14 protein-coding genes are annotated in these 18834 nt (G+C 74.8%); 7 read left to right on the top strand and 7 right to left on the bottom strand.

Features of this window, described 5'->3' with window-relative positions; genetic code table 11:
- Positions 1–1378, bottom strand: a 1378-nt coding sequence (locus AE652_RS14010; RefSeq protein ID WP_199823095.1) for a sensor histidine kinase KdpD, incomplete at its 3' end; no start/stop codon positions are given.
- 489 nt (positions 1379–1867) lie between these two features.
- Positions 1868–3145: an acyl-CoA dehydrogenase family protein gene (locus AE652_RS14005; protein ID WP_063780157.1), complete on the bottom strand. Its 1278-nt coding sequence runs from the start codon at positions 3143–3145 to the stop codon at positions 1868–1870.
- Positions 3146–3624: 479 nt separating this feature from the next.
- Between AE652_RS14005 and AE652_RS43455 the strand changes: the two genes are divergently transcribed.
- The 3 genes from AE652_RS43455 (at position 3625) to AE652_RS49005 (ending at position 9305) form a co-directional block, all read left to right on the top strand.
- Complete coding sequence (locus tag AE652_RS43455; RefSeq protein ID WP_063780156.1) at positions 3625–4686, top strand: GAF domain-containing protein; 1062 nt, start codon at positions 3625–3627, stop codon at positions 4684–4686.
- A 303-nt stretch (positions 4687–4989) separates the two neighbouring features.
- Complete coding sequence (locus AE652_RS13995) at positions 4990–6576, top strand: lipase maturation factor family protein (protein ID WP_082345715.1); 1587 nt, start codon at positions 4990–4992, stop codon at positions 6574–6576.
- Positions 6577–6896: 320 nt separating this feature from the next.
- Complete coding sequence (locus tag AE652_RS49005; RefSeq protein ID WP_159028444.1) at positions 6897–9305, top strand: hypothetical protein; 2409 nt, start codon at positions 6897–6899, stop codon at positions 9303–9305.
- A 118-nt stretch (positions 9306–9423) separates the two neighbouring features.
- Here the strand turns inward: AE652_RS49005 and AE652_RS13985 are convergent, their stop codons facing one another.
- Entirely contained in the window at positions 9424–10254 is an 831-nt protein-coding gene (locus AE652_RS13985) for a helical backbone metal receptor (protein ID WP_082345714.1), read from the bottom strand.
- A 260-nt stretch (positions 10255–10514) separates the two neighbouring features.
- On the opposite strand from AE652_RS13985, the gene AE652_RS13980 reads away from it, so the two are divergent.
- From AE652_RS13980 to AE652_RS13970, 3 genes are read left to right on the top strand one after another with little or no spacing between them, the layout of a single operon-like run.
- Entirely contained in the window at positions 10515–11615 is a 1101-nt protein-coding gene (locus AE652_RS13980) for an ABC transporter substrate-binding protein (protein WP_079272427.1), read from the top strand.
- A gap of 3 nt (positions 11616–11618) precedes the next feature.
- Entirely contained in the window at positions 11619–12707 is a 1089-nt protein-coding gene (locus AE652_RS13975) for an iron ABC transporter permease (protein ID WP_049651665.1), read from the top strand.
- Positions 12704–13519, top strand: coding sequence for an ABC transporter ATP-binding protein (locus tag AE652_RS13970; protein ID WP_049651664.1), 816 nt, complete (start codon positions 12704–12706; stop codon positions 13517–13519). The genes AE652_RS13975 and AE652_RS13970 overlap by 4 nt, the downstream gene beginning before the upstream one ends.
- A gap of 32 nt (positions 13520–13551) precedes the next feature.
- On the opposite strand, the gene AE652_RS13965 is transcribed toward AE652_RS13970, so the two are convergent.
- The 4 genes from AE652_RS13965 to AE652_RS13950 form a co-directional block, all read right to left on the bottom strand.
- The gene (locus AE652_RS13965) at positions 13552–14556 is read right to left on the bottom strand and encodes an L-tyrosine/L-tryptophan isonitrile synthase family protein (RefSeq protein ID WP_082345713.1); all 1005 of its coding nucleotides are present in this window, start codon (positions 14554–14556) and stop codon (positions 13552–13554) included.
- Positions 14557–14650: 94 nt separating this feature from the next.
- A complete protein-coding gene (locus tag AE652_RS13960; RefSeq protein ID WP_082345712.1) occupies positions 14651–15982 on the bottom strand; it encodes a cytochrome P450 in 1332 nt (443 codons plus the stop codon).
- Between the two features lie 88 nt (positions 15983–16070).
- Complete coding sequence (locus tag AE652_RS13955; RefSeq protein WP_049651663.1) at positions 16071–17444, bottom strand: MFS transporter; 1374 nt, start codon at positions 17442–17444, stop codon at positions 16071–16073.
- A 259-nt stretch (positions 17445–17703) separates the two neighbouring features.
- Positions 17704–18306, bottom strand: coding sequence for a sigma-70 family RNA polymerase sigma factor (locus tag AE652_RS13950; protein ID WP_049651662.1), 603 nt, complete (start codon positions 18304–18306; stop codon positions 17704–17706).
- Positions 18307–18322: 16 nt separating this feature from the next.
- On the opposite strand from AE652_RS13950, the gene AE652_RS48140 reads away from it, so the two are divergent.
- Positions 18323–18589: a zf-HC2 domain-containing protein gene (locus AE652_RS48140; RefSeq protein ID WP_049651661.1), complete on the top strand. Its 267-nt coding sequence runs from the start codon at positions 18323–18325 to the stop codon at positions 18587–18589.
- Positions 18590–18834 lie beyond the last annotated feature (245 nt).

The following is an 18834-nucleotide window of genomic DNA, read 5'->3' as shown; positions in this document are numbered from 1 at the left end:
CCGCGCCGTAGGGGACGGCCGGGGCCCCCGTGGCGCCGAACGGTCCCGGGCCCGCCTGGCTCCCGCCCGGCAGCCCACCGTGCCCTGTGGCCGTCGCACCCGGCGGCTCCTGCCCGAGGGCTTCGGACCCGGAGCCGCCCCCGACCCCCGCCCCAGCGTCCGCCCCCGCCCCCGCTTCTGCCCCCACGTCGGTCACCGGAGCCCGGGTGATCCGGGCCCCCGAGGGCAGCCCGGACACCGCGGCCGACTGCGCCGCCTGCTCCAGCAGCGCCGAGGGCACCAGCACCGCGGCCCGGGTGCCGCCGTACGGGGACGGGTGCAGGGTGACCCGGACGTCGTGCCGGGCGGCCAGGTGCGCGACGACGAACAGGCCGAGCCGCAGGTCGTCGCCGAGCGCGGAGACGTCCAGGTCGGGCGGGTCGGCCAGGTACGCGTTGAGGCGCTGGTACTCCGTCTCGGTCATGCCGAGTCCGCGGTCCTCGACCTCGACCGCCAGGCCCTCGGGCACCTCCTTCGCGGAGATCTGCACCTGGGTGTACGGCGGGGAGAAGGTGGTGCCGTTCTCGATCAGTTCGGCGACCAGGTGGATGACGTCGGCGACGGCCTGCCCGCCGAGCGAGACGCGCGGCACGCCCCGGACGACGACCCGGGAGTAGCTCTCGGTCTCCGAGACGGCGCTGCGCAGCACGTTGACCACGGGTACGGCGTTGCGCCAGCGCCGGGCGGGGAGGTCGCCGCCGAGGATGACGAGGTTCTCGGCGTTGCGCCGCATCCGGGTGGCCAGGTGGTCGACCGCGAACAGTTCGCGCAGCAGTTCCGGGTCCTCGTGCTCGCGTTCCAGCGCGTCCAGCATGCTGATCTGCCGGTGGATCAGGATCTGGGTGCGCCGGGCGATGTTGAGGAAGACCTTCTTCGTCCCCTCGCGGCCCTGGGCCTGGTGGACGATGGCGGCGACCGCGGCCTGCCGGACGGCGGCGAGGCCCTCCGAGGCCTGCTGGACGTCGTCGCCGGTCCGTCGGGAGGGTGTCCAGGCGGCCGGGGCGGGCACCTGCTCCCCGGCGCGCAGCCGCCCGACCACCTCGGGGATCTCCTGCTCGGCGAGCGCCATGGTGTCGGCCCGCAGTTCGGACAGCCGCGCGGACAGTGCCCAGGCGGTCCGGATGCCGCGGACCAGGCTGATCAGTACCACCGCGGCGACGACCGCGCTGCCGGCCAGCAGCGCGGTGCGCTGGCCGGAGTCGCGCAGCAGGTAGGCGGCGTAGCCCCAGGCGGCGGCGAGGCCCAGGCTGGGGACCAGCACGGCGGCGAGGAGCGGGCTGCGGAGCGAGCCGGACCGCCCGGCGCGGTGGCCGGTGCGGGGGGCCGGTATGCCTGGCATCTGATTCCTTGCTGCAGGGCCGAGTCGCGGGGCCGGGTCGTGGAACCCGGCCGTCGAACCCGACCGCGGGGCCGGGTCGTGGAACCCGGTCCTGGAACCGGGTCGTGGGGCCTGGCCGCGGGACCGGCGCGCCGGTTCGGACCGGTGGGTCCGAGCGGCGGGCCGACCCGTACGGCGCGGCCGGGTCGCAGGGAGTCGGGGCCGGGATCCGTCGGAGCCGGTGACGTGGTGTCACCGGTCCGGCGGGGTGCAGCACGGCCGCCGACGGCACGGAACGCTATCAGCCCGTGGTGCGGTCGGCGCAATATCAACTGGCTCTGCGCACAAGGCCGATGGCCTCGCGACGGTGCCCGCGCCGGACGCTCCGCCGGGGCGAAGCCGCAGCTCACGGCCCTCGGTCCGGTCGGGCCGACGGTCCTCGGAGGTCGGGGACGGCCACGGGAAGGATGCGGCAGGAACAGGTCAAGTCGCGCCGCGGCGGGCGGGATCTCAGCCCGCCAGCGGCATCGGCAGCACCCGTCCGCCCAGGCCTGGCGGCTTCTCCACGTGGGCCTCCCGCTGGGCGGCGAGTTCGCTCCAGGGCCAGCTGGTCAGCTCGGACAGCTCCGCCGACCACTGCTTGCCGTAGGTGCCCGAGGCGAACTGCCCGAGCCGCAGCCGCTGGACGTCCGAGGTGCCGGCCGGCGGGTAGACGTGGGTGGCGTCCCGCAGGTAGCGCTCGATACGGAACTCGGGCTGGAGGCCGCGGGCGGCGTGGATCTCCATGGCGTTGCGCGCGGAGTCCAGCGCGTACTCGGTGTTGATGAGCTTGGCGTTCATCAGCTCGGCGTCGCAGGCGCGGCCGTGGTCGAGCAGGTGGGAGGCGTGGTAGGCGGCGAGCCTGGCGGTCATCAGCCGGGACTGCATCTCACCCAACTTGAGCATGATGTTCGGGAGTTGGTTGATCGGCCGACCGTACAGGACGCGCCCCTCGGCGAACCGGACGGTGTCCTCGACGATCGCGGTGTGGATGCCGAGCGCGACGGCGGCGAGGTTGATCCGGCCGTAGAGGGTGGAGGAGGAGTAGGCGACGTCCAGTCCCCGCCCCTCCCGGCCGAGCCGGTTTCCGGCCGGGATGCGGCAGTCCTCCAGGATGATCTCGCCGAAGCTGAAGCCGTGCAGCCCGCTCTGGGAGCCGGGGGAGCCGGTCCGGAACCCGGGGCGGTCGCTCTCGACCAGGAAGGCGGACAGGCCCCGGCTGCCCTGGCCGGTGCGCAGCACCACGCCGTGCACGTCCCCGATGTGGGAGTTGCCGACGAACCACTTGCGGCCGTTGAGCACGTACTCGTCGCCGTCGCGGACCGCGGTGCCGGTCATCCCGAGCACGTGCCCGCCGGACTCCGGCTCGGTGACGGCGATGGTCGGCAGGCACTCTCCGGAGGCGAACTTCGGCAGCCACGTGCGGCGTTGGGCCTGGGAGCCGTAGTGGAGGACCTTGGCCACGCCCAGCTGGGAGGCCTGCGCGATCGAGCCCGCGGCCCCGCTGACCCGGGCCAGCTCCTCGATGATCACGGTCTTGGCGACGTGCCCCAGCCCGAGGCCGCCGAACTCCCGGGGAATCGTCACGCCGATCCAGCCCTGCCGGGCGATCTCCCTGGCCAGCTCGACCTCGATCGTCCGCTCGGCCTCCATCCTGGCCACCCGCGGACGCACCTCCTTCTCCGCGAAGTCACGGACCTCGGCGCGAAGGCCCTCGTGACGGTCGTCGGTGAAGTAGTCCATCGCCATGCTCCGGTCCTCTCGATACGTGTGGTGCCGTGCCTCCGTCCGTGCCGTCGATGCCGCTCCGGCGACCCCTACGGGGGGCGGTGGGTGTGCGGGGGTGTCGGCCGGTCGCCCCGGTGCGATCGGCGCATGCGTCACCGGACGGTGTCCCGGCGACGGGAACCGTCCGTGTCTTCGGCAGGGCTCATTGTTGTATGGGGTACCGGGGCATCCCAGAGTCGATCTTGGATTGGCGCGATTCGGCCCGTCCCCGTCGGGAGGGGTTTCGTCCGGGCGCCGGGCGGGAATCGATCTTCGCTTCCGTGACGGTCCGTCGACCGGTCGTCCACATGCGGTTTTGACGAGCCATCGGCAAGGCTCCGGTGCGGCTCCGGCCGGGCGCCGGAAGGACTCCGGAAGGACATCGGCAGGACTGAAGAACGGTCGATCGGACCCGCCCGGGCGTTCTGATGTCTGGTTACATGTGCGCCATGACAGATGTGATGAGCACTCAAGGCCAGTTCCCGGGTGCCTCCGGGGAGTCCGCGCGAACTCGCAGGCTGCGCGGCCTTGGGCTCAACGACCCGTCCGCGGACGAGGCCTTCGACCGCTTCGCCCACCTGGCAGCCAGTATCACGCGCGCTCCCATCGCGATGGTCAACTTCATCAACGACGAACGCCAGATGTTCCGGGGGCTATACATTCCGCCAAGTTCGGCCGACGCCGCGGCCGAGGACGGATCGTCCTGGGCGGAACGCGGCATCGCCTTCGACCTCCCCACCCGCGAGATGCCGCTGAGCCACGGCTTCTGCCCGCACGTGGTCGCCCAGCGCTCCCCCCTCGCCCTCGACGACATCCTCGCCTACCCCCGGTTCGCGGGGAACCCGGTGGTGGACGAACTCGGCGTCCGCGCCTACCTCGGCGCCCCGCTCGTCGACGACACCAACACCGTCATCGGCACCGTCTGCGTGCTCGACCGGGAACCCCGGCAGTGGGGGCGCGAGCGGCTGCGCGACATCCAGCACCTCGCCGAGGCGCTGCTCTCCGAGATCCGGCTGCGCGACAGCCTGCTCGCCCAGCGCCAGGAGATGTTCGCCGCCTTCGACGGCTCGCCGTACCCCATCCTGCTCACCGAGGGCCCGGGCCAGGAGATCCGCTACGCCAATGCCCAGCACGCCGACACCTTCGGCGCGCCGACGGCGTACGGGACGATCGGCGCCGCGTACCCGCAGCTCGGCGCTGCGGGCCTCGAACAGACCGTCGTGGAGGCGTACCGCACCGGTCGCACCGCCGTCCTCGACAACGTCCGGATGCAGGCCGCCCGCCCGGACGCCCAGCGCGGCCGGCAGGTCTTCAGCTTCACCTGCACCCCGCTGCGGGCCGCGCTCACCGGCCGGATCAACGGCGTCCTCACCGTCGGCATGGACATCACCGCCCAGTCCCGCACCGAGGAGGAGCTCGGCACGCTGGCCGCCCTGCTCGTCGACCGGCTCCAGCAGAGCGGCGGCTCCGTGCCCGGACGCTCGGCCATCGCGGGCGAGGCCGGTCCCGTCCTGCCCGGCTGAACCCCGGCCGGTGCGGACCGCCCACCGCCGTGGCGGGGCGCCTCTCACCCCCGTGGAGAGGACCCCGCCACGGTGTCGGTGCGGTGCCGATGGTGTCGGCGCGGTACCGCCCGGGCCCGTCCGAGTTCCTCCGGTGCCGTCCGAGATCGTCCGGTGCCGTCCGGTGCTGGCCGGTATCGGGAGTTCGCCGGGATGCCCGCGGGATCCCCCCGGGATTCCGCCGGGCCGAGCGGGTGAACCGTCCCCGCGCCGCCGCCCCGACCGGGCCCGCGCCCGGGGTGCCGGGTGGTAGGCATGGGCCGCATGGACTGGTTCGCCGCCCCCGACTACTGGCTGAGCCGGCTGCTCGTCCAACGCCTGCTCGCCGCCCTCTACCTGATCGGATTCCTGGCCGCCGCCGCGCAGTTCCGCGCCCTGATCGGCGCCGACGGCATGCTGCCGGTGCCCCGGTTCACCGCCAGGGTCCCGTTCCGCCGATCCCCCGGTCTGTTCCACCTCCACTACAGCGACCGGTTCTTCGCCGCTGTCGCCTGGAGCGGCGCAGCCCTCGCCGCCGCGGTGGTGGGCGGGCTCGCCGACGCCGTCCCGCTCTGGGCGTCCGTCCTGCTGTGGGCGGTGCTCTGGGTCCTCTACCTCTCCATCGTCAACGTCGGGCAGACCTGGTACTCCTTCGGCTGGGAGTCCCTGCTGCTCGAAGCCGGCTTCCTCGCGGCCTTCCTGGGCAACGCCGACACCGCCCCGCCCACCCTGGTGCTGTGGTTGATGCGTTGGCTGGTCTTCCGGGTCGAGTTCGGCGCCGGACTGATCAAGCTGCGCGGCGACAGCTGCTGGCGGGACCTGACCTGTCTCCGGTTCCATCACGAGACCCAGCCGATGCCCGGACCGCTCAGCTGGTTCTTCCACCACCTGCCCGCCCCGGTCCACCGCGTGGAGGCCGCCGCCAATCATTTCGTCCAACTCGTCGTACCGGTGGGCCTGCTGCTGCCGCAGCCGATCGCGAGCTACGCGGCCTGCGCCGTCCTCGTCACCCAGTTCTGGCTGGTCGCCTCCGGCAACTTCGCCTGGCTCAACTGGCTGACCATCGTCCTCGTCCTCGCCGCCGTGCAGCCGACCCGCCTGGGCCTGCCCGTCCACGCCCGCGCGTACCCCGGCGCGCCGCTCTGGTACGAGGCGCTCGTGATCGCGTTGACCACCACCGTCGTGGTGCTCAGCTACTGGCCGGTGCGCAACATGCTCTCCCGCGCCCAGGCCATGAACCGCTCCTTCAACCGGCTCCACCTCGTCAACACCTACGGCGCCTTCGGCAGCGTCAACCGGCTCCGCCAGGAGGTGGTGGTCGAGGGCACCGACGAGGCCGTGCTCACCCCGCACACCGTCTGGCGCGAGTACGGCTTCAAGGGCAAGCCGGGCGATGTCCGTCGGCTCCCGCGCCAGTTCGCGCCCTACCACCTGCGGCTCGACTGGCTGATGTGGTTCGCCGGCATCTCGCCCGCCTACGCCCGCCCCTGGTTCCTGCCCTTCGTCACCCGCCTGCTGTCCGGCGACCGGGCCACCCTGCGCCTGCTGCGCCACAACCCGTTCCCGGACGCCCCGCCGACCCACGTCCGGGCGACCCTCTACCTCTACCGGTTCACCGATTGGCGCGAACTGCGGGAAACCGGCGCGTGGTGGCACCGCACCGCGCTCGGCGAGTACCTCGCTCCGGTCGATCTGCACGCCGTCGGCCGGGCCGGGTACCGGCCGCCGCTCGGCCGACGGGGACCGGCACGGGGACGCGGCGTACGGGACGTACCGCTGGAGCGGTTCCGTCGGCCCGGCAGGCGACGGGACATGCGGCCGGACCGGCGGCCCGGGCCGTCCGGTGGAGAGCGGCGGGAGGGCGCGGGATGAGGGCCGGCGGTGTGGAGCCGTGAGCAGCGGAGACACCCGTCCGGACCAATGCCGGGCCACTTGCGGACCAGCTCCGGAGCGGCGCCGGACCACCCGGTCGGACCGCCCGAGTGGCGGCCAGGCGGGCGGTATGGCACACGACACCCGCCCGTCCGGGCGGTGGGTGCGGGCAAGGCTCGAACGGGCACCCGTATTCTGGGCGTCCACACCGGCAGCCCGACCGCGCGCCCCCTAGCCCCGCCCCAGGGGCGACCCCGCGCACCCGGTCCGCCGCCCCCTCGCCGCCAGCCCCGCCGTCGACGCCCAGAACCGGACCTCACATGACAGTGCTTCACTCGCGCAACGCCGACGCAGCCGACCCGGCGGACGTCGCCGACGCCGCAGACGTCAAGGACCCCCAGGACGCCGCCGCGGAGCCCGACCTCCGCGAGGACCTCGGCCGCTACGCCGAGCTCGGGGCCTTCACGCTCACCGCCGAGACCCACGCCTGGTACGCGGCCGTCGACACCGTCGCCACCCCCGAGGACGCCCGCGCGGCCTCCACGGCCCTCGCCGAACTGCGCGGCAGCGACCTCCAGCAGACCTGGGAGGCCGTCCTCTCCCTCGCCGCCGACACCAAGCTGGACGAGCCCGACACCGTCGCCAAGACCGCGCTGCTGGTCGAGATGCTCCAGCGGGTGCACCGCACCTCCGCGGCCCTCTTCCCCGCCGCGTACGACGCCGACCTCGGCGCCCTCGCCGCCGCCACCGCCGACAGCACCTGGCGCCGCGAGAACGGCGTCAAGCTCTCCTGGCTGCGCGGCCGCTCGCTGCGCAAGCAGGCCGTCGCGCTCGCCACCGACCGCCGCATCCGCCGCGAGGACCTGCACGAGGCCCTCACCTCCGCCGAGATCGAGCGCCGCGCCTGGGCCGCGCTCGCCCCGGCCGGCACCCTCCCGCGAGTGCCCACCGACGGCGCCCTGGTCGACCGCACCGCCCAGGCCTTCGAGACGATCAACACCGGCCTGCGCGGCCTCGCCCGCCTGCTGCCCGACCACGACCTCGACGGGCTGCCCTTCGCCGAGCTGATCGACCTGGTCGAGCGCCTCGCCGCCGACGAGGGCACCCTCTACCGCCTGCCCACCATCCGCGGCCTGCGCGCCGGCCTCGAGGAGGCCGGCCTCGCCGACCTGCTCGCCGAACTCGCCACCGCCAAGGCCGACCGCCGCGCCGCCGAGGCCGCGTACACGGCCCGCCAGGCGCTGGCGAGCGGGCAGCGGGACGGGCTGGCGGAGAAGAGCGCCGCTGCTGTCGAGGCGGCGCCGGTCGAGGAGCCGGGTGCCGAGGACGCTGCCGGTGCTGTGGCCGAGGCCGAGGCCGAGGCCGATGCCGCTGTCGACATCGACGGTGCGACCGGTGCGGAGGAGGCTGCGGTCGAGGAGCCCGGGACCGAGGAGCCGACCGACCGGGCCGACGCCGAGGCGGCTGCCCTGCAGGCGCTGGCCGGTGGACAGCGGGACGGGCTCGTGGAAGAGACCCCGGCCGCGGTGACGGCTCCGGTGGAGGACACCGAGGAGACCGCTGCGGCGACTGCGACTGCGGTGGCCGAGGCTGAGGCCGAGACCAAGGAAGAGACCGAGACCGAGACCAAGGCCGAGGTCGAGATCGAGGCCGAACCGGCGTCGGACGCGGTTGCCGCTGACGACGAGCCGGCGGCGGCGCAGGCCGAGGAGGAGACCCCGGCCGCTGTGGTCTCCCTCCCGGCGCCCTCCCCGGCGGCCGACGACCTGGTGGCCGCCGCGACCGTCGCCCTGGCCGAGGCCGCGGCCGCGGACGAGACGACGGCGGACACGGAGCCGGAGGCTGCCCTGGTCGCCGAGGTCGTCGAGGTCAAGGAGACCGCGGTCGAGGTCGCGGTCGAGGAGCCGGTTGTCGAGGCCGCTGAGATTGCCGTCGACGCCGAGGTTGTGGCCGAGCCGGTTGTCGAGGCCGAGCCCGAGGCCGTTGCGGTGGAGCCCGCTGTCGAGGCGTCGGCCGTGGAGGCTGATGAGCCTGCGGTTGAGGTCGAGGCGGTCGTCGCTGAGGCTACGGTCGAGGCGGTCGTCGAGGCCGTTGTGGTGGAGCCCGCCGCCGAGGAGTCGGCCACCGTGACTGCCGTTGAGGCGGAGACGGTCGAGGCCGAGGTCGAGCCTGTGGTCGAGGCCGAGGCCGTTGTGGCGGAGCCCGCCGTCGAGGAGCCGGCCGCCGTTCCTGCGGTTGAGGCCGAGACTGTGGTTGAGGCCGAGCCCGAGCCCGAGAGCGTTGTCGAGGAGCCCGTCGCCGAGGCCGAGGCTGTGGCCGAAGAGGTGGCGGAGCCGGTGGCCGAGCCCGAGGCTGCCGTGGAGGCGCCTGCGGTTGAGGTCGAGGTGCCCGCCGTCGAGCCCGAGCCCGAGCCCGAGCCCGTCTCCGCTGCCGAGGAGCCGGTCGTCGAAGCCGAGGCCAAGCCCGAGCCCGTCGCCGCCGTCGAGGTGCCCGCCGCCGAGCCCGAGGCCGACGCCCGTCCCGCGAAGCCGGACTTCACGCCCGGCCGCCCCGTGACCGCCTACTCCGCCGACGAGCTGCTCGCCGTCGTGCGGTGGGTGGACGGCGACGGTGCCGAGCGGACCGATGAGGAGCTGCTGCGGGCGGCCATGAAGGAGCTGGGCTTCGCCCGTCTCGGCCCCCGGATCAAGGAGGCGCTGGGCGCCGCCGTGGCCGCCGCGCGCGGCTGACGACGTACGGCCACACAGGCCGAGGGCCCGGGACGCGAGCACGCGTCCCGGGCCCTGTCGTGTTCCGGGGCGCCCTATGGCGACGTACGCCGGTCCCCAGGTGTCACGGGCGGTCGTCCTACGAGGCGTCCGGACTGCCCGGACCGCCCGGACCGAGGGGGTGGTCGAGGGCGTGCCGCAGTACGGCCGGGGCGGTCACCAGCGACGGTCCGTACCAGGTCAGGTGCCGTCCGCTGACCAGTGCCGCCGGTGTGCCCGGGAACGCCTCCGGGCCGTCCTCGGCGGTGAAGCGGTACGGCTCGTCCGGCAGGACCACCAACTCCGGTCGGCAGGCGAGCAGTTCTGGCAGTGGAACGGCCGGGTAGCGCTCGGGGTGGTCGGCGTGGACGAGTCGCAGGCCCAGGCGGCGCAGCAGGTCCCCGGCGAAGGTGTCGCGGCCGAGGACCATCCACGGGCGGCGCCAGATCGGGACGACGGTCCGGGGGCCGTCGGCCTCCGGGGGCGCGCCGTCGCTCCCGACGGAGGCCCAGGCGGCCTCCGCCTCGTCCAGCCAGGCGGGCCGGGGCAGCCCGCAGGCGGTGGTCAGCAGCCGGTGCAGGGAGCGGAAGGCGTCGTCCAGGGTGCGGATGTCGGTGACCCAGACCGGGACGCCGGCCGCCCGCAGCGCGTCCAGGTCGGGGCGCCGGTTCTCCTCGTCGTTGGCGAGGACGAGGTCGGGCGCGAGCGCGAGGATGCGCGGGACGTCCGGGTTCTTGGTGCCGCCGATCCGGGTGACGGACAGGTCGGCGGGGTGGCTGCACCAGTCGGTGGCGCCGACCAGCAGGCCGGGTGCGGTGGCGGCGACCGCTTCGGTCAGTGACGGCACCAGCGAGACCACCCGGCGGGGCGGGCGCGGTCCGAGCCGGACGGGGAGGTCGAGGTCGTCGCGCGGGGCGGTGGGGTCGGCCATCCGGTCAGCCTACGTCCGGCCTCCGGCGAGGGGGCGTGCGGACGGCGACCGGCCGCGCGCGGCACCGGAGACCCACTGCCGGGAACCCGTTGCCGGCCGCGCATCGCCGGAGACCAACCGCCGGGAACCCATCGCCCGGGCCGTCCGACTACCTGGTCCGGGTCCGCAGCACGGGCCCTCAGTACGACCACCCGGTGCCAGGACCGAGCCCGGTCACCCGGGACCGTCACCGAGCACCATCACCGACCAGGAGAGTTGTCATGCGCCCTCGTGTCGTCTGCGGAATCGCGGCCGCCGTCGCCCTGTTCGCCACGGCCTGCGGAAGCGGGACCGGGGGCGGGTCGAGCGCCTCCGTCACCGTCCGGCCCGACGCCGGCGGTGGCTTCCCCGTCACGGTCGCCGACTGCGCGGGCAAGGAGACCACCATCGCCAAGGCGCCCGGCAGGATCGTCACCAGCAACGCCTCCAGCCTGGAGCTGCTGCTCCGACTCGGCGCGGGGGAAAGGGTGATCGGCACCGGCTTCCCGCCCGGCAAGGGCACCCTGCCCGCCGCGCTCGCCGAGCAGGGCGCCAAGGTGCCGGTGCTCGGGGACAAGAGCATCCCCAAGGAGAAGCTCCTCGGCTCCGGCGCCGACCTCTACGTGGACACCTTCGGCGCGATGCCGATGATGGGCGGCGGCGCCACCGGGCCGAGCGAGGAGGAGTACGCGGCGGCCGGCATCCAGCACGTGTACCTGCTCTCCACCGCCTGCGCCGGGACGCCGAAGGCCGCCAAGGCGCCGCGCACCGACCTGGCCGGGATCGAGGAGGACGTCCGCCGGCTCGGCGCCGTCACCGGCACGGCCGCGCGGGCGGAGGAGCTGGTCGCGGGGATGGAGAAGCAGCTCGGCGAGGTCCGCACCGCGCTCGCCGCCGTGCCGGAGGGGCAGCGGCCGAGCTACTTCGTCTTCGACTTCGACGCCGGCACCAAGCAGCCGGTGGCGGTCTGCGGCCGGCAGGTCGCCAACGCCGTGATCACCCAGGCCGGGGCGCGCAACGTGTTCGCCGACTGCGACGCCGACTTCAAGCCCGGCTCCTGGGAGGACGTGGTCGCCAAGAACCCGGACTGGATCCAGCTGGCCGTGCGCAACCGGGGCAGCGAGGAGGCCACCCGCAAGGCCTTCGACGAGGCCGAGGCCTTCCTGAAGGGCTTTCCCGCGACCCAGGGCCTGAAGGCCGTCCAGGAGGGGCACTTCGTCCGGCTCGGCTCCGAGGTGACGACCATCGCGGGGGTGCGCAACGCCGACGCCGTCCGGCAGATCGCCGCGACCGTCCACCCTGACCTCGTCAAGGCCCCCGACCTCGCCAAGAACGGGCAGTAGCCGGTGACGTCGGCCACCGCTCGGAAGGAGCGCGGCGAAGTCCGCCCGGCCCGCATCCTGCGGGCCGGGCCGCTGGCCGCCGTCCTCGTCGTCGCCCTGGTGCTCGCGCTGACCGCCGCCGTCTCGCTCGGCTCGGTGGACGTCCCGGCCGCCGAGGTCTGGTCGGTGGTCGCCCGCCGGCTCACCGGCCGGGCCCCGGAGCCAGGCACCCGTGATCTCATCGTCTGGCAACTGCGCGTCCCCCGTGCCCTGTTGGCGGCCGTGGTGGGCGCCGGGCTCGGCCTGGTCGGCACCGCCGTGCAGGCCCTGGTCCGCAACCCGCTCGCCGACCCGTACCTGCTCGGCATCTCCTCCGGGGCCTCGCTCGGCGCGGTCGCCGCGATCGTCCTCGGCACCACCCTCGGGCTCCAGCTCTCCTTCGGCAGCGCGCTCGGCCTCACCGTCTCCCTGGCGGCGTTCGCCGGCGCGCTCGCCGCGTTCTCGCTGGTCTGGCTGATGGCCCGGCGCGGTGGCGGCTTCTCCCCGCTGCGCCTGGTCCTCGCGGGCATCGGCATCGCCCAGTTCCTCGGCGGCATCACCAGCTACCTGGTCCTGCAGACCCGCGACGAGCAGCAGACCAGGGGCGTGCTGTTCTGGCTGATGGGCAGCCTCGGCGGCGCCGTCTGGGCCCAACTCGCCGTCCCGGCCGTCGCGGTGGCGCTCGGACTGGCCCTGCTCCAGGCCCGCGCCCGGGGGCTCAACGCGATGCTGATGGGTGACGAGACGGCCGCCGGGCTCGGCGTGGACGTCGCCCGGCTGCGCCGCGAGGTCTTCGTCGTCACCAGTGTGCTCACCGGGGTGCTGGTCGCCGTCTCCGGGGCGATCGGCTTCGTCGGGCTGATGGTGCCGCACGTGTGCCGGCTGCTGGTCGGCGCCGACCACCGGCGGCTGCTGCCGCTGTCCGCGCTCACCGGGGCGCTGCTGCTGGTCGTCGTCGACACGGTGGCCCGCACCGCCCTGGACGGCCAGGAACTGCCGATCGGCGTGGTCACCGCCGTCCTCGGCGCCCCCACCCTGCTCTACCTGCTGGACCGACGACTGGAGCGCAGTTGAGGATCGCCGTCGAGGACCTGAGTGTCGCCCTGGCCGGCCGGACGGTGCTGGCCGGGGCCAACCTGATCGCCGAGGAGGGGGAGATCGCCGGACTGGTCGGACCCAACGGCAGCGGCAAGTCCAGCCTGCTGCGCACCGTCTACCGGCACCTGCGGCCCAACGCCGGGCGGGTGCTGCTGGCCGGGCGGGACCTGGCGGAGCTACGGCCCGCCGAGTCCGCCCGGCACATCGGGGCGCTGCCCCAGGAGCGCGGCGGGGACTTCGAGTTGAGCGTCCGCGAGGTGGTCGCGATGGGCCGCACGCCCTACAAGCGGGCCTTCGCGGCCGACGACGCCGAGGACCGCCGGATCACGGCCGAGGCGCTGGCCCGGGTCGGCATGGCCGGGGCCGCCGGCCGCCGGTTCGCCCAACTGTCCGGCGGGGAACGGCAACGGGTGCTGCTGGCCCGGGCGCTCGCCCAGCAGCCGGACGTCCTGGTGCTGGACGAGCCGACCAACCACCTGGACGTCCGGCACCAGGTCGAACTGCTCGCCCTGCTCCGGGAGCAGCGCCGCACCACCCTGGTGGCCCTGCACGACCTCAACGCCGCCGCCTCGGTCTGCGACCGGCTGCACGTCCTGCACCGCGGCGCCCTGGTGGCCTCCGGGACGCCGCGCGAGGTGCTGACCGCCGAGCTGCTGGCCGAGGTCTTCGGGGTGCGGGCCGCGGTGGTCGAACACCCGCTCACCGGCGACCCGTTGATCGCCTTCGACCACCGCGCCCCGGCAGCGGCGGCGGAGGCGGAGGCGGAGGCCGCCGCGCCGGGGCGCTAGGTGTTCCGTCCCTTCCCGTACGGGGTCGCGGCCTAGCGGGACTCGTAGTGGCTCGGCCGGCCGTCCCGCAGGACCAGTCGGCCGAGCCGGGCGGCCTCGTCACTGCGCAGCAACTCCCGCCGGCCGTCGGCGCGGTGGAGAACGGTGGAGTGCCAGGGGGTGGTCCAGGAGTCGGCCGCCGCCAGCAGCCGGATGCCGAACTTGGACGCCCCGGCCGGCTGCGGGTGGATGGAGAGCCGGACGGCGCGCGGGTGGTGTTCGGCGATCAACTCGCCCCAGGCGCGGCTGCGCTGGATCACGCCGTAGGCGCGGCGGCGGCACTCCCGCTGGAGGGCGGAGCGGGTGCCGGTGAAGCCGACGGTGTCCTCGGTGAGGAAGCGGGTGATGCCCCGATAGAGCCGCAGGGTCTCCTCCTCGGTCAGCACCTGCTCGCGCAACTCCTCGACGCTCGGCGCGTACCGGGCGTGCACCCGGGCGCGCTTCTCGTCGTACGGGAGGTCGCCGAGGACGGCCCGCAGGTCGAAGGTGTCGAGGTGGGCCAGGCCCTCGCGGGCGATCATGGCGGTCAGGGCGTCCGAGTAGGCGTCTATATGGTCGTCCGGGACGTTGATCAGGTCGCCGAAGATGTGCCCGTCCGAGCAGATCAGGATGCGCGCACCGGGTGCGTGCAGGCGGCCGATCTCGGCGCACAGGCCGTCGAGGAAGGTCAGCGACAGCCGTTCGCCCTCGTCGGGCAGGTGGCCGAGCACCTTCGCGGGGTTCGGCGACTTGCAGGGGAAGCCGGGCAGGGTCAGGACGATCGGTTCGCCGGCGGCGATGAAGTCCGCCAACTGGGCCAGCTGGAGCGGGAAGTGCTCCGGCCGGGCGTCGAACTCCGGGTCCGCGGCGCGGCGGTGCGGCAGCAGCAGGCCGAGGACGCGGGCGGCGAGGGCGGCGGCGGTGGTGCCGGTGTCGGGGGTGCTGGTGTCGGGGGCGCTGGTGGCAGTGGTGAGGGCGTCGGGGGTGATGACGGCAGGGGCGGTGCCGACGGGCGGCATGGTGGGTCCTCCACGAAAGGCAGTGCGGTACGGGTTTCGGGCTCCGGGCGGGCGGAGCCGGACGGTCGGAGCCGGGGCGCGGTGCGCCCGGGGGTCAGCGGCGGTGGTCGTAGGCGACCGGCAGCCGGTTCACCCCGCGGGCCAGGACGGCGGGGACCCAGGCCAGGTCCGCCAGGCCGTCGCCGGGCGCCTCGGCCGGACGCAGCCCGGGCAGCCGGGTGAGCAGGGTGGCGAGGGCGACCTGGAGTTCGGCCCGGGCCAGCGCGGCGCCGGGGCAGTAGTGGATGCCGTGGCCGAAGGCCAGGTGGGCGTTGGGCGTGCGGTCGAGGTCGAGGCGGTCGGGCTCGGGGAACTGCGCGTCGTCGCGGTTGGCGGCGCAGAGCGAGACGATCACCGAGTCGCCGGCCGGGACGGTGGTGCCGAACAGGTCGCTGTCCTCGGCGAAGAACCGCCAGGTGGTGAGCTCGAACGCGGCGTCGTGGCGCAGCAGTTCCTCCACCGCCCGGGCGAGCCGGCCGGGCTCGTCGACGCCCTCGCGCAGCCGGGCGAGCTGCTCGGGGTGGCGCAGCAGGGTGACCAGCATGGTGGTGATCTGGTTGGTGACCGGCTCCTGCCCGGCGACCAGCAGCTGGAACACCATCGAGTCCAGCTCCGCGCGGCTCAACTCGCCCGCGTCATGGGCGGCGACGAGCCGGCCCAGCAGGTCCTCCTGTGCCGCCCAGCCGGGTTCGCGGCAGTCGGCGCGCTTTCGGACGACGACGTCGGCGATGTACGTCTGGAGGCCGCGCAGCCGGGCCTCGTACGCCGGGCGGCCGGGGTCCTGCGGGCCGACCGGCTGGACCACCTTGCCCCAGTCCCGGTCGAAGCGGTCCGCCAACTCGGGCGGCAGGCCGATGACTTCGGCGAGCGCCCGGAAGGGGTAGTGGGCCGCGAAGCCGGCCACCAGGTCCGCGCCGCCGGACTCCGGCAGCTCGTCCACCAGGGCGTCGGCCAGCTCCTGGAACCGGGGGCGCAGCGACTCCACCCGGCGCGGGGCGAAGGCGTCGAGCACGAGCCGGCGCATCGAGGTGTGCTTGGGCGGGTCCTGGTGGAGCAGGTGGACCTGGAGCTGCGAGTGCTGGGGCTCGGGCATGATCGACGCGAGCCGGCGCCAGTTGTCGTTGCCGAGGCTGTGGTTCTTCCCGAGGCGGGGGTCGTTGAGGGCCGCGTGGGCGGCCCGGTAGCCGGTGACCAGCCAGGCGTGGATGCCGCTGGGGAACTCCACCCGGTGCACCGGCCCGGCCTCGCGCATCCGCTGGTAGAGCGGGTACGGGTCGCGCTTGTACGCGGGACCGTACAGCGGGACGGGGGAGGGCAGCCGGTCGTACCCGTACGGGCAGCGCGGGGCGTCGTCGGTGGCGGCCGGGTCGGGGATCGTGTCGGTCATCTGAAGCGGTCCTTCGGTGGGGAGGGGGTGGTGGTGGGGTGCGCTCGGGCGGGTGCGGCGCGGTGCGGTGCAGTGCGGGGTGGGGCGGTCAGGGCCTGGGGCGGCGGTGCAGGGCGAGCAGCGCGACGGCGGTGGCCGCGACGAGGGCGGCCAGGGCGATTCCGGCCCGGGTCCCGGTGGTGTCGCGGGCCCCGGCCAGGGCGGTGGCGGTCGCGAGGGCCGGGCCGAGCGCGAAGCCGAGGCTGCGGGCGAGTTGGACGGCGGAGCCGGCGGTGGCGAGCTTCCCGGGTGGGGAGGCGGACATCACCAGGGCCTGGGTGGGGCCGCCGTTGAGGCCCATCCCGGCACCGGCGAGGGCGAGTCGCGCGGCGATCTCGGGGGCGGACCAGCCGGTGTCCAGCGGGACGAGCAGGGCCAGGCCGAGGGTGGTGACGGCGGCGCCGGTGAGCGCGGTCGGGCGGGCGCCCCAGCGGTCGGCCAGCCGGCCGCCGACCCGGCCGGCCAGCACCATGCCGAGCGGGAACGCCAGCATGGTGAGCGCGGTGGCGGTGGCGCTCTCGCCCCGAGGGCCGCGCAGGTGCTGGGCGAGCAGGTAGTGGCAGGCCGCGAAGCCGGCGGCGAGCGCCAGCACGGAGGCGTTGACCCCGGCGGTCCCGGCGGCCCGCAGCACCTCGGCCACCGGTCGGCCGCCCGGGCGGCGCAGCCAGAGCAGCACCAGCGGAACGGCGGGCAGGACGAGCAGCAGCCACAGCGCGGACTTCGGGGCCAGGGTGAGCCCGAGCAGGACGGCGGCCACGGCGGCGCCGATCAGCGCGGCGTCGCCGAGCGAGGACCGGTCGGGCGGCCGCAGTCCGCCTCGGCGCGGGGCGTGGCGCCGCACGATCAGCACGGCGGCCAGGCAGACCGGCAGTTTCACCAGGAAGATCGCCCGCCAGCCCAGGTGGTCCAGCAGCAGACCGCCGATCACCGGCCCGGTGACGGCGCCGAGCGGACCGAGCGTCGCGGGCACGCTCATCGCCCGGCCGCGCAGCTCGGGCCGGACGGAGGTCGCGGCGAGCACCGGCATCAGGACGAAGAGCACGGCCCCGAAGGCGCCCTGGAACAGCCGGGCCGCGATCAGCCAACCGGCCCAGGGGGCGCAGGCGGCCAGCACGCTGCACAGGGCGAAGCAGCCGACCGCGAGCAGCAGGGCCGAGCGGGTGCCGACCTGGTCCAGCCAGCGCCCGGCGGGCAACAGCAGGGCGACGAGCGGGAGTTGGTACCCGAGGACGGCCCACTGGGCGACCCCGGGGGAGACGTGCAGGCCGGCCGAGATGTCGGTGAGCGCGAGGTTGACCACGTTCATGTCGAGCATCGCGACGAAGGACAGCAGTCCCGCGGCGACGACCAGGCTCCAGCGGTCCGCCGGTTGCTGCTGACGCCCCGTCAGAGATGAGGCGGTCGGGATTGGTTGCGCCGTCATGAAGTCCCTCCGTCTCCCGTGCTGCTGGATCGGACGCCGCCTCGGCGGCGGGGTCCGGTACAGCAGTCGGTGGCGAGGGGGCTCCGGTTCCGAACACTTGGGGGATTTCTTCTCGGCAGCCGGCAGTCGACGGCTGGCAACGGACAACGGACAGCTGACAGACGACAGCTTTCAGCGAACAGATAACAGATTTCGAAATCTGTTATCTGTTCGCTGTCAGTTGTCCGCCGCTGCCCGCTGCCCGCCGCCCGCCCGCCGCTCAGCAGGCGGTCGCGAGCTCCCCGGCCTCGGCGGCGCGCAGGCGTGCCACCAGCTCCTCCCGCGCCCGGGCGACCCGGGAGCGGACGGTCCCGACGGGGCAACCGGCGACCTCGGCCGCCTCGGCGTAGCTCAGGCCGACCACCTGCGTCAGCACGAAGGCCTCGCGCCGCTGGGCGGGCACCCGGTCGAGCAGGTCGCCGAGCGCGACGCCGTCCTCGAACCCGGCCGTCGGTGCGCCGCCCTGCCGCTCCGCCGCCTCCTGCCAGTCCGGCAGGGCCGCGCAGCGCGGCCGGGCGGCGGCCATCCGGTACCGGTCGATCACCGTCCGCCGGGCGATCGACAGCAGCCAGGTGCGGGCGGAGGAGCGCCCCGCGAACGCGGGCAGGCCGCGCAGTGCGCGCAGGAAGGTCTCCTGGGCGAGGTCGTCGGCGGACTGCACGTCGGTCAGGTGGGCGACGAAGCGCCAGACGTCCCGCTGGGTCGCCCGGACGAAGGCCTCGACGTCGGCCGCCCGTCCGGAGCGGGCGGTCAGTGCCAGTGCGGTGAGCTGCTCGTCATCCACGGCGGCCCCCTGCCCGGCCGGTCCCGGCGGCACGGCCATGCGGGACGATGGTCGTATGAGATGCGCGCAGTTCCGTACCGCTCTGTCCGCCCGGCTCGACGGCGAACCGAGCGGTCTGCCGGAGGTACGGCTGGACAAGCACGTCGCGCGCTGCGCCAGCTGCCGGGAGTGGCTGGCCAGGGCCGAGCAGCTGCACGGCCGGGTGCGGGCGGGCGCCACCGACGGGCCCTCGCCCGAGTGGTCGGCCCGGCTGCTGGCCCGGCTGGGCGAGGGCGGCCCCGAAGGCCGTGCTCCGGACGGACCGCGGTCCGTCGAGCGCTAGGCGCGGTGGGTGTGCCCGGCGGGGCGGGCGCGTCCGGGGGAGCGGGAACGGCGGGACGGTGGCGCCGGCCGGAGCCGGTGCGCCGTCGAAGTCAGGCATGGGAAGGTCCCGAGGGGAAGGCGGGGAGCGGCACCGCGTAGCGCGGCACCGTCGGCGTCCATGGGCAGCCGCGCGGCACGCCGGCCCTGGGGAGGCGCGGCGGCGGACGCGGGCCCGCACCCTGACGGCACGACGGCGCGGGGCGC

The organism is Kitasatospora sp. MY 5-36 (assembly GCF_001182915.1).
In the GTDB taxonomy this organism is placed as follows: domain Bacteria; phylum Actinomycetota; class Actinomycetes; order Streptomycetales; family Streptomycetaceae; genus Kitasatospora.
The sequence above is the reverse complement of the archived record's forward strand: the minus strand, read 5'-3'. Positions and strand labels throughout refer to the sequence as shown.

Excerpts from the sequence above, each read along its gene's own strand:
- AE652_RS14005 (WP_063780157.1), bottom strand. The coding sequence starts at position 3,145 with ATGGCGATGGACTACTTCACCGACGACCGTCACGAGGGCCTTCGCGCC.
- AE652_RS43455 (WP_063780156.1), top strand. The coding sequence starts at position 3,625 with ATGAGCACTCAAGGCCAGTTCCCGGGTGCCTCCGGGGAGTCCGCGCGA.
- AE652_RS13995 (WP_082345715.1), top strand. The coding sequence starts at position 4,990 with ATGGACTGGTTCGCCGCCCCCGACTACTGGCTGAGCCGGCTGCTCGTC.
- AE652_RS49005 (WP_159028444.1), top strand. The coding sequence starts at position 6,897 with ATGACAGTGCTTCACTCGCGCAACGCCGACGCAGCCGACCCGGCGGAC.
- AE652_RS13985 (WP_082345714.1), bottom strand. The coding sequence starts at position 10,254 with ATGGCCGACCCCACCGCCCCGCGCGACGACCTCGACCTCCCCGTCCGG.
- AE652_RS13980 (WP_079272427.1), top strand. The coding sequence starts at position 10,515 with ATGCGCCCTCGTGTCGTCTGCGGAATCGCGGCCGCCGTCGCCCTGTTC.
- AE652_RS13965 (WP_082345713.1), bottom strand. The coding sequence starts at position 14,556 with ATGCCGCCCGTCGGCACCGCCCCTGCCGTCATCACCCCCGACGCCCTC.
- AE652_RS13960 (WP_082345712.1), bottom strand. The coding sequence starts at position 15,982 with ATGACCGACACGATCCCCGACCCGGCCGCCACCGACGACGCCCCGCGC.
- AE652_RS13955 (WP_049651663.1), bottom strand. The coding sequence starts at position 17,444 with ATGACGGCGCAACCAATCCCGACCGCCTCATCTCTGACGGGGCGTCAG.
- AE652_RS13950 (WP_049651662.1), bottom strand. The coding sequence starts at position 18,306 with ATGGCCGTGCCGCCGGGACCGGCCGGGCAGGGGGCCGCCGTGGATGAC.
- AE652_RS48140 (WP_049651661.1), top strand. The coding sequence starts at position 18,323 with ATGAGATGCGCGCAGTTCCGTACCGCTCTGTCCGCCCGGCTCGACGGC.